Source organism: Herbaspirillum lusitanum P6-12 (genome assembly GCF_000256565.1).
In the GTDB taxonomy this organism is placed as follows: domain Bacteria; phylum Pseudomonadota; class Gammaproteobacteria; order Burkholderiales; family Burkholderiaceae_D; genus Herbaspirillum; species Herbaspirillum lusitanum.
Window position 1 is genome coordinate 18,860 of record NZ_AJHH01000633.1, and the last position, 14,518, is coordinate 33,377.

16 protein-coding genes are annotated in these 14,518 nt (G+C 50.1%); 3 read left to right on the plus strand and 13 right to left on the minus strand.

Features of this window, described 5'->3' with window-relative positions; translation table 11 throughout:
* Nucleotides 1–17 precede the first annotated feature (17 nt).
* The 4 genes from HLUSI_RS0120755 to HLUSI_RS0120770 are packed head-to-tail and all read right to left on the minus strand — an operon-like array spanning nucleotide 18 to nucleotide 3,877.
* Nucleotides 18–794, minus strand: coding sequence for a LamB/YcsF family protein (locus HLUSI_RS0120755; RefSeq protein ID WP_016835771.1), 777 nt, complete (start codon nucleotides 792–794; stop codon nucleotides 18–20).
* Nucleotides 781–1,731 carry a 5-oxoprolinase subunit C family protein gene (locus tag HLUSI_RS0120760; RefSeq protein WP_016835772.1) on the minus strand — a complete coding sequence of 317 codons (951 nt, stop codon included), beginning with the start codon at nucleotides 1,729–1,731 and terminating at the stop codon, nucleotides 781–783. The genes HLUSI_RS0120755 and HLUSI_RS0120760 overlap by 14 nt, the downstream gene beginning before the upstream one ends.
* On the minus strand, nucleotides 1,728–2,468 hold the full coding sequence (pxpB, locus tag HLUSI_RS0120765) for a 5-oxoprolinase subunit PxpB (protein WP_016835773.1): 741 nt from the start codon (nucleotides 2,466–2,468) through the stop codon (nucleotides 1,728–1,730). Before pxpB ends, HLUSI_RS0120760 begins: the two co-directional genes overlap by 4 nt.
* The gene (locus HLUSI_RS0120770; protein WP_029363834.1) at nucleotides 2,465–3,877 is read right to left on the minus strand and encodes an acetyl-CoA carboxylase biotin carboxylase subunit; all 1,413 of its coding nucleotides are present in this window, start codon (nucleotides 3,875–3,877) and stop codon (nucleotides 2,465–2,467) included. The genes pxpB and HLUSI_RS0120770 overlap by 4 nt, the downstream gene beginning before the upstream one ends.
* 1,106 nt (nucleotides 3,878–4,983) lie before the next feature.
* Here HLUSI_RS0120770 and HLUSI_RS0120775 point away from each other — a divergent pair.
* Nucleotides 4,984–5,853 (plus strand): LysR family transcriptional regulator, encoded by an 870-nt coding sequence (locus HLUSI_RS0120775; protein ID WP_016835776.1) that lies wholly within the window; start codon nucleotides 4,984–4,986, stop codon nucleotides 5,851–5,853.
* A gap of 86 nt (nucleotides 5,854–5,939) precedes the next feature.
* On the opposite strand, the gene HLUSI_RS32995 is transcribed toward HLUSI_RS0120775, so the two are convergent.
* A complete protein-coding gene (locus tag HLUSI_RS32995) occupies nucleotides 5,940–6,188 on the minus strand; it encodes a hypothetical protein (RefSeq protein WP_157137950.1) in 249 nt (82 codons plus the stop codon).
* Between the two features lie 178 nt (nucleotides 6,189–6,366).
* Nucleotides 6,367–7,227, minus strand: a complete 861-nt coding sequence (locus tag HLUSI_RS0120780; RefSeq protein WP_029363835.1) for a LysR substrate-binding domain-containing protein — start codon at nucleotides 7,225–7,227, stop codon at nucleotides 6,367–6,369.
* Between the two features lie 155 nt (nucleotides 7,228–7,382).
* Between HLUSI_RS0120780 and HLUSI_RS0120785 the strand changes: the two genes are divergently transcribed.
* The gene (locus HLUSI_RS0120785; RefSeq protein WP_029363836.1) at nucleotides 7,383–7,799 is read left to right on the plus strand and encodes a VOC family protein; all 417 of its coding nucleotides are present in this window, start codon (nucleotides 7,383–7,385) and stop codon (nucleotides 7,797–7,799) included.
* On the plus strand, nucleotides 7,796–8,755 hold the full coding sequence (locus HLUSI_RS0120790) for a 2-hydroxyacid dehydrogenase (protein WP_016835779.1): 960 nt from the start codon (nucleotides 7,796–7,798) through the stop codon (nucleotides 8,753–8,755). Before HLUSI_RS0120785 ends, HLUSI_RS0120790 begins: the two co-directional genes overlap by 4 nt.
* 56 nt (nucleotides 8,756–8,811) lie before the next feature.
* On the opposite strand, the gene dmpG is transcribed toward HLUSI_RS0120790, so the two are convergent.
* The 7 genes from dmpG to HLUSI_RS0120820 form a co-directional block, all read right to left on the minus strand.
* Nucleotides 8,812–9,873, minus strand: a complete 1,062-nt coding sequence (gene dmpG / locus HLUSI_RS0120795; RefSeq protein WP_029363837.1) for a 4-hydroxy-2-oxovalerate aldolase — start codon at nucleotides 9,871–9,873, stop codon at nucleotides 8,812–8,814.
* On the minus strand, nucleotides 9,870–10,811 hold the full coding sequence (locus tag HLUSI_RS0120800; RefSeq protein WP_040503736.1) for an acetaldehyde dehydrogenase (acetylating): 942 nt from the start codon (nucleotides 10,809–10,811) through the stop codon (nucleotides 9,870–9,872). The genes dmpG and HLUSI_RS0120800 overlap by 4 nt, the downstream gene beginning before the upstream one ends.
* Before the next feature lie 131 nt (nucleotides 10,812–10,942).
* Nucleotides 10,943–12,109: a Rieske 2Fe-2S domain-containing protein gene (locus HLUSI_RS0120805; protein ID WP_016835782.1), complete on the minus strand. Its 1,167-nt coding sequence runs from the start codon at nucleotides 12,107–12,109 to the stop codon at nucleotides 10,943–10,945.
* Nucleotides 12,110–12,137: 28 nt separating this feature from the next.
* Nucleotides 12,138–12,995, minus strand: coding sequence for an alpha/beta fold hydrolase (locus HLUSI_RS0120810; RefSeq protein ID WP_016835783.1), 858 nt, complete (start codon nucleotides 12,993–12,995; stop codon nucleotides 12,138–12,140).
* A 37-nt stretch (nucleotides 12,996–13,032) separates the two neighbouring features.
* A complete protein-coding gene (locus tag HLUSI_RS0120815) occupies nucleotides 13,033–13,848 on the minus strand; it encodes a DODA-type extradiol aromatic ring-opening family dioxygenase (RefSeq protein ID WP_029363838.1) in 816 nt (271 codons plus the stop codon).
* Nucleotides 13,832–14,134: a hypothetical protein gene (locus HLUSI_RS33000; RefSeq protein ID WP_157137951.1), complete on the minus strand. Its 303-nt coding sequence runs from the start codon at nucleotides 14,132–14,134 to the stop codon at nucleotides 13,832–13,834. Before HLUSI_RS33000 ends, HLUSI_RS0120815 begins: the two co-directional genes overlap by 17 nt.
* Nucleotides 14,135–14,151: 17 nt before the next feature.
* The coding region (locus HLUSI_RS0120820) for a 2-keto-4-pentenoate hydratase (RefSeq protein ID WP_016835785.1) at nucleotides 14,152–14,518 on the minus strand (367 nt) is incomplete at its 5' end.

Here is a 14,518-nt window from a genome sequence, read left to right on the forward strand (position 1 = left end):
TGGTGAAGGAGGGAAAATCAGGCAACGGCAATACCGCTACCAACGGGGCGCACAGCGATACCCTCTGCCTCAAGAGCGTTCCTGATCGCTTGAGCAAATTGTGCAGCGTTGGGTTGATCGCCGTGAATGCAAAGCGTGTCTGGCTTCACAGGAACATCGACGCCATTCAGTGAACGCACTAAGCCTTCTCGAACCATTCGCAATACTTGAGCTACTGACTCGCGGGTATCGGTGATCATTGCCCGGGGCTGATACCGTGGTGTCAGCGATCCATCGTCCTGGTAGCTTCGATCTGCAAATACCTCCTCCGCGACAGGCAATCCGCTGGCACGCGCCGCGCGGACCAATTCAGATCCTGCCAACCCAAAGAAGATCAACTGGGGGTCTACCGCCACAACTGCGTCGCAGATCGCCCGCGACATGACTGCGTCTCGGGCTGCCATGTTATAGAGAGCCCCATGGGTTTTGACGTGAGAAAGACGGACGCCTGCTGCTTTGCAAGCTGCCTGCAAAGCACCAATCTGATAGACGACCAGATTAAAAATCTCTGACTTGCTCAAGAGGACGGGCCTACGACCGAACCCTTGAAGATCAGCAAAACCGGGATGAGCACCAATGGAAACTCCCCGGTCAGCGGCCAGTCGTACTGTCGCGGCGATTGTGTCCGGATCACCCGCATGCATACCGCAGGCGATATTGGCAGAAGTCACGTAATCAAGGACTACTTCGTCATTGCCCAGCCGATAAATGCCGAAGTTCTCTCCGACATCGCTATTCAAATCAATGGATGCCACAGAAGTCCTCCATGCTTTCAAAGATTTTGCTCTGCATCACCGCGAGGCGCTGAGCCTCTCCCAGGGTGATCCACTCGAAGGTCACGGTTTCACCAGCCATCATCTGCGCGAGCCGAGGCAGATCAACGGACGCGACATTCGCAATACGGGGGTAGCCTCCCGTCGACTGTCTGTCAGCCATCAACACAATAGGCAGCCCATCGGGAGGAACCTGAATGGTCCCAAATGTCACCACTTCCGATTGCAGGTTCATAGGCTGAATCAACTTGAGCTCCGCTCCTTCCAACCTGCATCCCATACGGTCGGATTTAGGACTGATGCGGAATGGCTGTCCTACAATCAGCTGGCGAGCTTCGGGCTCGAAGGAATTCCATTCGCGGCCGGGCACGATCCTGATCGGCGCACCTTTGTACCGCTCTATTTCTGCTGGAAATAGATGCACCGGCGTACTTGGCACATAGTGTCCCGATAAGCCACGAACCTCGATACGATCCCCCTTTTGCAGACTCTTGCCGTGGGCGCCGCCAAAACCTCCTCGCACATACGTGCTGGTACTACCCATAACAAGGGGTAGGACAAATCCTCCTGCGACCGCAATGTAGGCACGCAATCCGGTGACACGCCTTCCAAACGAGAGCTCGCTGCCAGTAGACAGCTGCACGGCCGTCTCCAAAGGAAAAGGATTACCGTTCAACGAAACCCCGAGGTCTGCACCACACACAGCAATGATCGCTGGCTCAAGAAATTGCATTGTCGGTCCCATCAGGGTGACCTCAAGACTTGCGCTTTCGGGAGAGTTCCCCACCAGCATGGAAGCCAACCGATGAGCACGTTCGTCCATCACGCCCGAAACGGGAACGCCGATATGCTGGCTGCCAAAGCGCCCCAGATCCTGAAACGTCGTCAAGGCGCCCGGCTTAATGACAACAATACTCATTGGGCGCCTCCCATTGCTACGAATTCTTCAGCCGCGATAGGAATGAATCGAATCCGATCACCTGCTTGCAGTAAGCAGGACGGTTGACGCACCGGATCGAACAGCTTCAGCGGTGTGCGCCCGATCAAGTTCCAGCCGCCTGGCAGCTCGAACGGATAGATGACAGTCTGACGGTTAGCAAGTCCGATCGAACCTGCTGGAACAGTTGTGCGCGGCTGTTCGCGGCGGGGCGGAGAAAGCCTCTGGTCGAAAGTCCCTATATAGGGGTGTCCCGGAGCAAAGCCGACCATTTGTACTGAGACTTGCGCGGTCGAATGGAGCTCGATCAGTTTGGAGATCTCCAACCCACAGGTCCGGGCAACCGAGTCCAGATCCGGACCATGCTCCCCCCCGTAGCAAACGGGAATATTAACAACACGAAAATCCATCCGACCATCCATCCGAAACTCTTGCATCTGCGCATTCACCAAGCGCAATAGAGTCTGATAGGGAATTTCCGATGCGTAAGATAATGGACGCAAACGCGCCGGTTGGTAGTGCACACCGACCGTACGCATCGCAGGGACCACTTCTATGACGCCGGGAATCTTCGCCGTCCGCAACTGATTTGCCGCAGCTGCAGCCCAAGCGCTATAGGTGTCCGGATTACCATCCTGAGCAACGATGACCAGGCAGTTGTCGCCCGACGGCAGTATTTGCCAAAGGACAGCGTCGGGCTGCTGGAAGGCACTACTCATGCTACCGTCCTTGCAAGCGGTGCACCCGATGCCGGAGTAGGTGCCGGGGCCGAAAGCAGCATCTGACGCTCGCGCTCGACGAAATGCGTATCAACCATACCGGCCACGAACTGAGGATGCTGGAGAACCTGAAGCAGGAAATCAATGTTGTGCCGAATACCGGTGATTTCAGTCATGCGCAATACCTCTTGCATACGTTCGAGCGCCACGGATCTGTTCATGCCGGATGTAATGATCTTTGCGATCATAGGGTCGTAAAACGGGGTGATAGAATCACCTTGGCGTACGCCAGTATCAACACGCAAACCGTCCAAGGCGGCAGGAAACGCGTAACGCTCCAGCGGTCCGGGTGATGGCAGGAAATTTTTCTGAGGATTCTCCGCATACACTCGGCACTCGACGGCGGCGCCCGTGCGCGAAATTGCCGACTGTGAGATCGGTTGGAGCTGTCCCGCAGCAAGCAAAATCTGGCTCTGAACCAGATCCCATCCAGTAGTCGCTTCCGTCACTCCATGCTCCACCTGGATGCGCGTATTCATCTCCAGAAAGAAGAATTCGTCAGTGCTGGCATCCAAAATAAACTCCACGGTCCCTGCCCCTCGGTACCGCTGTCCAGCGGAAAGAGAGACGGCCGCTGCGAACATTTTCTCAAGCACTTGTGTCGGCAGATTGGGGGCTGGACTCTCCTCAATGATTTTTTGAAACCTCCGTTGTACTGAGCATTCACGTTCGAACAAATGGACGACGGAGCCGTCGCCGTATCCGAAAACTTGAACTTCAATATGGCGTGCACGGGGAACATAACGTTCGAGATATACCGATGCATCGTTAAAGGTTTTGAGCGCCTGCGATTGAGTGGACGCCACTGCGGCAACCAGTGCCGACGGGTCATCAACCAATTTCATACCGATACCGCCACCTCCCCCTGCAGCCTTGACCAACAAAGGAAAACCCACTCGAGCAGCCTCTTGCACGATAAGCTCGACACTCTCGCCGGGAAGAAACGCCCGACTTCCCGGGAGTACTGGAACGCCGCAGCTCTCGGCAATGCTTCGGGCGCGGTGCTTGTCGCCCATGTCTTCGATTGTCTCGGGCGTGGGACCAATCCAGGCAATTCCATTTTTTTCGGCGGCACGAGCAAATGCAGTGTTCTCGGAAAGAAAACCATAGCCGGGATGTACGCCCTGAGCACCATGTTGCAAACCGGCCTCAAGAACGGCATCTACATTTAAATAGCTCTGGGCAGCTGGCGCGGCGCCAATCCGAACTGTGATGTCAGCCATCTCGCAATGCAGCGAATCGGCATCAGCATCTGAGTAGACCGCGATGGTCTCAATGCCCAGTCCTTTTGCTGCCCGGATGATGCGACAAGCAATTTCACCTCGATTAGCTACTAGAATTCTCTTCACGATTGATTCATCTCCGCGTCGTTTCAATTGGGGCGTATCTCGCAATAAGACTGATTGAACGGGAGGGATGCAAGTCCACTCAAATACCGTCGCTCGAGCTATTGAATGAGGGCTACCAACCCTCACTCCATGTCCCTTCCATTCAGATTTCTAATACGAGTCGTCGAAGTTTATGAACGATGCATCTCGAAGTAAAACAATATATTTTTCGCAAATTAACAAACATAATTTGTGAGACAACTTGGGGATAGGCACACCAAAAAGGTGCGCGACATAGCGTTGTGCTCGACTTTAAGCCGGCACCTCCACCCTACTCGACGATTCCTTGAAAACAATTTTCGCCAGTTTCAACATCTCCATTGCGATAACCGTAAGTATGGTCAAATGCGAATCGCTTTCCGTTTTTTTGGAAACGGTTGTCAGTCCCCGATGATTGATTCAGAGCGCAGCCACAAAGGCATTTTTCAATGATTGCTTAGCACCAATTTTGTGCAAAAACTCTCTCAACATGCAAATGCGAGATAAAAAAACAAAATTTTTGATGGAGTCACGCAACAAGAGATGAGGACTAAATAGCAACATTGATTCGGAACTGTTCGAATCAAGCCCGTAGACCCACTACTCAACGCCCCTCGGTCATCTCACATCCTATCCACAAGGGGAGCGCTCTTTGAGAGAACACAAGAAACGATTTAGTCAGACAATTTAGTTTTACAAAGATGGTCCCTGACATCACTAATTGGATCAAACCAAGATTTCATCCGATTTAGTTCCTGTGGTCTGTCATGGGTATCGACATTCGTGGAATTGACTAAGCTGACCGATTATTCTAGTGACATGGTGAGGATCCATGGCCCCTGCAAACTATGGCGCTAACGTGATGTGTGCGAGCGGCTGGTTACGCTGGAGAACCAATCAGGTCATCCAATTGCGGCGCATATCTGTTGCCTGCTTGAAAATCATCAAAGTGAGCGATGGCGTTACTGCATTAACAGGCGCCCCAACATTTCCAAGAACGTATTTTCTTTTCGTTAGAAAACCATAGAAAGATCGACACAAAAACAAAATCAATATATCTTTTAAAGATTGATAAATTTTATTTCTATATGATCAAAGAACTCAAAACCTTGATCGCCGTTGCTCGGGAAGGCACGTTTGCTGCAGCCGGTAACAAAATAGGACTAACCCAGGCCGCTGTCAGCGCTCAGATGCAACGCCTAGAAAGCGAAATCGGCCAGCCCCTGTTCGAGAGAGATGGGCGGACCTTGCGATTAAACAGTATTGGGCGCGATGTATTAGCGCAGGCTCAGGAGTTGATCCTACGCTACGACAATTTAGGACGTACGACTGACGGCCTTGGCACCACCAGATTGATCACGATCGGGGCAATTGCATCAATGCAACGATCCCTTCTCCCTGGAGCCCTCGCCGCTTTTTATCAAAAAATTCCTGACTGTCGAACCCGCGTGATTCCAGGACTTTCAATGGAACTCCTCAATCTCGTTGATGCTGGCGAGATCGATCTTGCCGCAGTCATTCGCCCTCCATTTTCATTGCAAAGAGATCTGCACTGGACCACGCTTGCCAGCGAGCCGTTTCGTCTGATCGTCCCTAACACGGTGAAGGGAGACGACTGGCAAGAGATCCTTTCCACGCATCCTTTTATTCGCTATGACCGCGCCTCCTACGGAGGCCGCCAAGTTGATCGCTTCCTGCGCAGTAAACTTTTCACTCCCAATGAACGGTGTGAGGTAGACGAGCTTGATGCAATCGTAAAGCTGGTCGCCAATGATGTTGGCATTGCCTTAGTTCCAGAAACCTCCGGACATCAACAATGGCCCACCGGAGTTCGCGCCATTCAACTAGGCGAGCATACTTTCCACCGCGATATTGGGCTGGTGCATCGTGCGTGGAAAACATCGTCAGAACCTGCCAGGCAACTGGCCGAACTGATCATGAACGGCGCGAAGTCTTGAATTTACGCGAGGTTAGACGCAAGAAATCATTTCCTTGGATATGCAGGCCTACTACGCACAGAAAAAAATTCCCTAATAAGAGAACGCTATCCGGTTCTACTTGTTTGCCGTAAGAGTACTTCCTGATAGCGAAGCAATTCGGTAGGAATCAGTTCTATAACACCGGCGGCACGATTATTTGGCGCGTCTATCTGAGCTACATGGCTGGTAATCTGCTGTATGAGATCAAGCGCTGCAGATGCTTGAATAGCACTAAGCTGAGCACAAATTGCCGTCAATGTAATGTCGATTGCCTGGATTTTTGCAAACAAGAATTTTTCTTCCGCGTATACCATCTCAGTGCTCTTTCTAAATCAATATCTATAAAACAGTCTGGAAAATTCAGTATTCTGATACTGCAATACAATTCGATATTCATGATTCAGCAGCGCTCGCAAACACGTATAGCCAGAAAATTGTTGAGGCAGAGGCATGCCGATCTTGCCTCTCCGAACAAAGCAGGATGCCAACGTGCTAATTCTCTAAAAGTATTTCTTGAAGAGCTTTTAGCATGTTCAGTCGGTCCTCCTCAACACGGCTCAAAAAAAGAATGTGGCGCTCATAACGAGAATCCGAAATCGGTGTCACAACGCTCCGGGCCAGAAGCTTCTTCAAGCCATTCCAATGCGGAACCAAACTCACTCCCATTCCACTTTCAACAAGCATCACTATAGTTTCTAGCGCATCCAAATCGCATAACAGAGTTGGAACAATTCCTTGCTCGTCTAAAAACAATTGCGCCTGTCGCCCTCCCCATGCAGCTGGATCATAGCGAATGTAGGGCTGACTACTAAGTAACTCTTTGAAATCCCCACCAAGATTTTCTGGAGACAAGAAAAGCAACTCTTCTCTTTCCAGCGAAATGCTCTTGAGAGTTTTGGGAATTTCAAAGGGTGGAGCTACCAAAATTGCAGCGTCTAGTTCCCCGGCTAACAGGGCTCGATATAAAGAGCGTGAGGTACCAGGAACGATTGCAGGCTGAATATTAGGCGCACGTCGAGCCAACGACATGAGAGCCGGCGGCAAAATCCCTGTGAGAACGGTGGAGATTGCTCCAATGCGCAACGTTCCGGTAAGCCCATCTTCGTCCACATCTCCGTTCAACAGAGAGACTTCGCGCACGATTCGGCGAGCCCTCGGCAGAAGACGCATACATTCATTGGTAGCCTTGGCCGAATTGCCGACACGAGACAACAATTCAAATCCAAATTTTCTTTCCAGGACTTGGATACGCTGACTTATGGCAGCAGCAGTTAATCCTTCGTGACGAGCAGCATCTGCAATTGAACCGCAATCGACTACGCTGATTAGACTTTTCAAATAACGAACATCCATAAATATTTCTTACGATGGCAGAAAAAACTATATGTTATTTCCTTCTGAGATATCGGGCTATTCTAATATCCGAGAATATTGGGAACTCTTTAATACAAAGATTTGAGCTTTTTACATTGCTACCCATCTCGTCCTTTTCAGACTTAGGATATTTTATGAAATCAATTTTCCATCTTGCTTATCATGTCCGCGATCTTGATGTCGCTCGCGATTTTTATTGTAATTTACTCGGATGCGAAGAAGGCCGCAGCACGGACACCTGGGTTGACATAGATTTTTTTGGACATCAACTTTCTCTGCATTTAGGCGAACCGTTCTCTGTCACTAATACAGGAAAGGTTGGAGAACATATGGTGCCAATGCCGCATCTGGGCATCATCTTGCAGATGGAAGAGTGGCGCGTATTGGCTGATACGCTGTCCAACAGCAAAAACTTCAAATTCATTCTTTCTCCTAACATTCGTTTTCCAGGCGAACCTGGAGAACAAGCCACAATGTTTTTTCAAGACCCTTTTGGAAATCCTATTGAAGCAAAAGGATTCACCAATCTCTCTGGAGTTTATGAGAAATGAACCAAGATATTTCACGCGACCCGATCGCGTTCATCTCTCAGGCTGATCATGCATTGAGTACCTTATGGATAAAGGAACTGCAGTTGGCCATGCCAGAAGAAAAAATTCTGGCCTTTTCCGACATGAGTGCAATAGAACGCGAACAATGTCGCGTCGCAATTGTGGCAAATCCGGATCCTGCTGAGTTAAGTACATTGCCTCGATTGGAGTGGATTCACAGCGTCTGGGCCGGCGTGGAAAGATTAATGGCGGATCTAGGCGATACGAAGCTGAAAATTGTAAGACTTGTCGATCCGCAACTTGCGACTACCATGGCTGAAGCTGTTTTAGCGTGGACTTTATATTTGCACCGCCAAATGCCGCTCTACAAGCAACAACAAAAGTTGCGGCTATGGAAGGCTCAAGAATACATTACGCCGGCAAAAAAAACCGTGAGCATCCTGGGACTCGGTGCCTTGGGTGAAGCAGCCGCAAAATGCCTTATTTCTGCCGGCTTCAAGCTTTGCGGCTGGAGCCGGAATCCAAAGCAGATTAAAAATGTGCAATGCTTTTCTGGAAACGATGGCCTTAAGGAAATGCTTGCGCAAACCAATATATTGATTTGCCTACTTCCGTTGACTCCTGAAACACGCTATCTATTAGATGCAGAAAAAATCTCGATGCTCCCTGCCGGAGCCGAATTGATTAACTTTGCAAGAGGAGCCATTATTCGCGACTTGGATTTACGTGCAGCGTTAGATAGCACCCACTTAAATCATGCAGTATTGGATGTATTTGAGGTAGAACCTTTGCCTCCGAACGAATGGCACTGGGATCATCCTCGCGTAACAGTCTTGCCACATTGCTCCGCGCCGACGAACCGCAACACAGCGTCTGCTATTGTTGCAAAAAACATTGAAAACTACCGATTGTCAGGTGCAATTCCAGCGCATGTCGACACACGTCGCGGATACTAAATAGCGGCTGCAAAAAAGTGAGGCTAGATACCGCTTCAGGTATCCAGCCTCATTTTTTATAGAAAATGTCCTCGGCCACTACCAGCCAGTTTTTTCCATGCGTCCGATTTTAAATCCAAAGCCACATCAACGATCATATCTTCCTGCCCGCCAACCATCCGCCTGCGACCGAGCTCGATCAGAATAGCTCGCGTGTCTAGTCCATACGCCGCTGCAGCTCTCTCGGCATGTCTTAAGAAGCTGGAATACACGCCGGCATAACCCAAAGAAAGGGTTTCACGATCGACACGTACCGGACGGTCTTGCAAGGGTCGAACGATATCCTCGGCGGCATCCATAAGCGCATAGAGGTCACATGCGTGATGCCAGTTCAATCTATCAGCGGCGGCGACAAAGACTTCCAACGGCGCATTGCCGGCACCCGCCCCCATTCCTGCCAACGACGCATCTACACGAGTAGCACCGGCTTCGACAGCGACAATTGAGTTGGCCACACCGAGGCTTAAGTTGTGATGGGCATGGATACCGCGTTGTGTCTCAGGCTTTAGCACAAGATCGAAGGCCTGAAAACGCGCCGTCACATCAGACATTCCCAACGCACCACCAGAATCAACGACATAAACGCATTCCGCGCCATATGATTCCATCAGCTTTGCTTGTTCCGCAAGCTGCTCTGGCGAGATCATATGCGACATCATCAGAAAACCGACAGTGTCCAGCCCCAGATCTCGAGCAGCACCTATATGCTGGCGCGCAATATCTGCTTCGGTACAATGCGTCGCAACTCGCACTGAACTGACGCCTGCGGCCGCGGCATCCTTTAGATCATGCAAGGTACCAATTCCAGGAATCAGCAACGTCGTGAGGCGTGCTTTGGTCACAACGTCCGCGACCGCGCTAATCCATTCCCGGTCACTGTGTTTTCCAAATCCATAGTTGAAACTTGATCCGGCGAGACCGTCGCCGTGTGCAACCTCGATGGCTGCAACACCTGCGGCGTCCAGCGCACTGGCGATTTTCCGCACTTGCTCCACGGTATAGCTGTGACCAATTGCGTGCATCCCGTCACGCAAGGTGACGTCTTGAATATAGAGCGAAGATGATGTCTTGGTATTCATGCAAGAGCCTCTTTAGCGAGGTGATGAGCTACTAAATATTCAGCCGTTGCAACAGCTGCCGATGTCATGATGTCGAGATTCCCGGCGTACTTTGGCAAATAATGTGCAGCGCCTTCTACCTCGAGAAACACTGAAGTCTTAATTCCGCTGCACAAACCCACGCCTGGAATTTCCACCGGATTATCTTTTCCGATTTTCTCAAACTGAATCTCTTGCTTGAGACGATATCCGGGTACATAACGTTGAACTTCAGCAACCATGTCCCTGATTGAGGCGTCGATAAATTTCGTATCGATATCGTCGGTCAGTGCATAGACCGTGTCGCGCATGATCATCGGCGGATCTGCGGGATTCAAAATGATGATCGCTTTCGCATGATCTGCTCCCCCGACCTTCTTGAGTGCTGCGGAAGTTGTCTCTGTGAATTCGTCTATGTTTGCACGTGTTCCTGGCCCCGCCGATTTAGAAGCGATCGACGCAACAATTTCGGCATAACGTACGCGCGCGACCTTGCTAATTGCAGCAACGATAGGAATCGTGGCCTGTCCACCGCACGTCACCATATTAAAGTTTTGGGCGCCGACATTAGCTTCTAGATTCACCACGGGAACCACAAAAGGACCTATTGCTGCCGGCGTAAGATCAATCATCTTCTTGCCCGTTGGACCAATTAAAGCGGCATGACGTATGTGTGATTGAGCCGAGGTCGCATCAAATATGATACTGACATGGTGAAATTCGGGCATTACCATCAATCCCTCAATCCCATGCGATGTCGTTGCAATGCCTTGCTTTTGCGCTCGCGCAAGGCCATCGGACTTAGGGTCAATACCAGCCATCGCGACTAGCTTAAGCCTCTTGGAGTTGCGCAGAATCTTGAACATCAAGTCAGTCCCGATGTTCCCAGATCCAATGATCGCCACGTTCAATGTTTTCATACAGATCCTCTGTAAGTAGATGGCAAAGCGCAAGCCTACCTCGCAAAAGGTGCGACCAGCGCCAAGCCGTCAAGCATCATTGTTAAGACATATCAAATGCGGATTCTCATCCGCTTGGCGATATGAGTTAGTTAAAGATTGTCTGGCGATTGAACACCGCGATTGTGGCGATGGCAAAGTTCGCGCCATTTGACAATAGGGTGATCGCCCTCAATGAGAATTTCTTCCAACCAGGCCCGGTCTCGTTTATAGAATTTCTGAAGAGCCAAACGCGCCTCGATATCTTGATTGTTGAATCCATCCAATGACACACGCTTCCAGCGATTCCAGAATTCCTGGACGTGCTCGGCTTCTTCTTCTTTATTGGAGACACGCTTTCCGATCATGATCAAATAGTAGTGAGTGTCTTCAGTAACAGGCACGTACCATTCGAACTGATGGCGATCTTGATCAGGAAAATCATCCACGCGCAAGACACCTGGCAACCAAAGCGAAGCTGCCGTCGTCCGGGTTGGAGCACCGTCTGTGCGGTTACTCCTAACCCCCTTTACTACAACTTCACCTTCAACACTGCCGTCCCACAAAACGTCGTGATGAGCAAACGCGTCATACACGCCTTTGGGCTTTCCGTCCTCTTCCAACAGCTCGATTTTTCCTGATTGGGCGGTATGCCCAATCGGCAAAGAACGTTGGGTGTTGTTGACCAATGGCGAAGTGCGATGAATATAGACATGCAGGCCATCAAAACCATTTTCACATCCCACACGCCAATTCGAATCGACCATATACGAGTCGCCTTCTAGGGCCATGTCTGCATCAAGGAACATCGGTGGAACATCTTCCGACAGCGGATGTGGCGTAGTGTCAATGTCACCGACAAAGACAAATACGACGCCTTTTGCCTCTTCCACCGGATAAGTTTTAATGCTTCTTCGCCCGATAGCCCGACTATCAGGAGATGCAAGAATGTCACACAGTTCGCCGTTTTCCCATTTGTATGTAAAACCGTGATACCAGCACGTAATGGTCCCTTTTGAATAGCATTCCAGTTTTTCAGAAAGTGGCACACCTCGATGAATACAGCGATCGCGTATGGCGAAAACCTTTCCATCAATGCGTTTTAGCAGAATATTTTCTCCGCAAACCGTAGCTTTCACAACCTGAGACTCACCAATCTCGCGCGACAGCTTGATTGGATACCAGTGATTGCGAAAGCCAACCTTTGCCGCAAGATAATCGCGCCATGACGGCACCTTCTTAAGTAAGCTGTCATCAACAAAGTTAATTGTGGATTCCATGTTTTGACTCCGATTATATTTATTTAAGTTAGAACAAATCTTTAGAAAAGAACGCGGTCGTTATTGAGACGAATTCCTTTGGAGCTTCCATCATTGCCCAGTGGCCGACGTGAGGAAGAACGAATCCCCAAGAATTTTCGATTAATTCCAAATAACCATAAGTGCGTGCCAAGATCGCAACTTGGTCTTCTTTCCCCCCAACGACTAATGTTGGAAGTTTGATTGAAGAAATCACGTCCTTGAAATAGGTAATTTTGCTGCGTCGAATCACATCGATGGCTTTTTGAGCCGCAGGATCCTGCATCAGCTCATGGCGGTAGTTCAGCAATTCTTCATCGATGACATAGCGCGGGCCGGCCAAAGCTTTCATGAGCACTCTCATTGCTTCGCGTGTGTAGTCGTAACTGGAAAACGCTTGCATGTAGCTTGGATCAGGATTGGCAATAGCAAGCCCTGCGCTCCCCATAAGAACCATCTTGTTGATCAAATCAGGGCGCTCAATCGCTATACCTAAAGCAGTTGCCCCCCCCATGGAATTTCCAATAATGTTTACTGGCCCCGCGCCTAATTTTTCCAACAGCGCAATAAGATGCCGGTTTCTACTTTCCTGGCTGTAATCATACTGAGATGGGTCAGGTTTTCCAGTACGTCCGAAACCCGGCATATCCGGCGCAATGACGCGGAAATTTTTAGCGTATGCCGGCAAACAGCTTTTCCAATTCCCCCAACTATCCGCCCCCGCGCCACCGCCGTGCACCAATACAAGCAAAGGGCCTGTTCCTACTTCAATATAGTGAGTACGAATGCCGTCTACTTCTACGTAATGTGACTGCGCACCGATCGCTGCGAGCTCTGCTGCAATATCGGGATGTGTGTATTCGTTCATGATTACTTCCAGGTAAGAGATTTAAGCCAACCTACAATTAATTCGATTTGGTGTTCATTACCAGGCCGCCCATACCAGTCCACCAGCTATGCATAGGCTCATAGAAAATGCGCTCCCCCGTACTTCCATCCAGGGCGCCGGCCATGCATGCCCAAGTGGCGATCTCTAATCCACCATTGCCACCTTCGATAAGAATTCGGCCTGGAGTCCAATTTACAATTTCTTTCCCCCGCCCCGACTCAATGAGTGACATGATTTCCTCATCCCACAATTCGTTGACTCGCCCTGATTCTGGCAAGCAGATCCAATGGGACAGGCCACCTGTAGCAATAATTGCCACGCGTTCGTCGGCCGGACGAGTGGAGATGAAATTACGAATCACTTTTCCTAATTCAAAACTCCTGGCGCAGGTTGGTGTCGGGTGCATCACCGTGTTGATATACAAAGGCACCAACGCAATATCTGCGTCTTGATTGATCATTTCATTCGGCACCGAGATCCCATGATCAGGGTTAACATTTTCAACGCCAACCAAATCAAATCCATTGTCCGCGGCGTATTGCAGCAGCTCGGTTGAGAAATCTCTATTTCCCGGATATTTCACTCGACTCGCACCGAGATCCCCAAGGGGGATGAAATCGTCAGCCGTTCCAAGAGCAAAAGGGATTTGGAAATCCAGGTTGAAGTTCGTCAGATGATCGCTGGAGATAACGAGCAAGATATTGGGATTTTCCTTACGTACGCGCCGCCCGATCTCAAGCATCCCCGCAGCTACTCTCGCTGAAGCATCCGGATCTGCATCAGGAACGCCAAAGGTGTGGGACATTGCTGCCGCACTAACAATTTTTCCCATTTCTCGATCCCTTTAAATATGGCTGAATAGACGCTGGCTTCAAATTGAGCAGCCCTAATGCTGCTAGAAACTTGAACTGGAGATTTGCATGAACCTGCAAAACCTTAAGTGCCTCCGCCGGATTATTTAACAGCAACGAAGAGTGAGAATCTGGAAGGGAATATTCCTTGTAAACAGCGGCAGGGTCGTCTCGCAGGCGCTGGCAAATATCCGGATTGCGAACTGTGCTGGAAATCAATCTATGCAACTCAACCGGCGGTCTCTTTTTTAAATTGATATTGTTCATTCAGCACCTCACCATATCTACTCAAAGCCGACCGAGCACGCACCGACACCTTCAATATTCAGTTCGTATTTCGCCCCTTTCTGCACCTTCACCATTGGCCCCAGGGCACCGGTAAGCACAATTTCACCAGCTCGAATCGGCTGCCCCAATTCAATCATCTTCTCCACCAACCAATGTGCGGCGATATAGGGGCTTCCTAAACACGCGGCACCTTGCCCCAGCGACGCCAACTGGCCGTTCTCTTCCAGCGTCATCGCACACGCGACCACATTCACGCCTTCAGGCTTGGTATGCGGCCCTACAACAAACAATGCTGAAGAAGCGTTATCTGCAACAGTATCCACAATGCCAATCTTCCAATCGCGAATACGGCTGTCTACAATT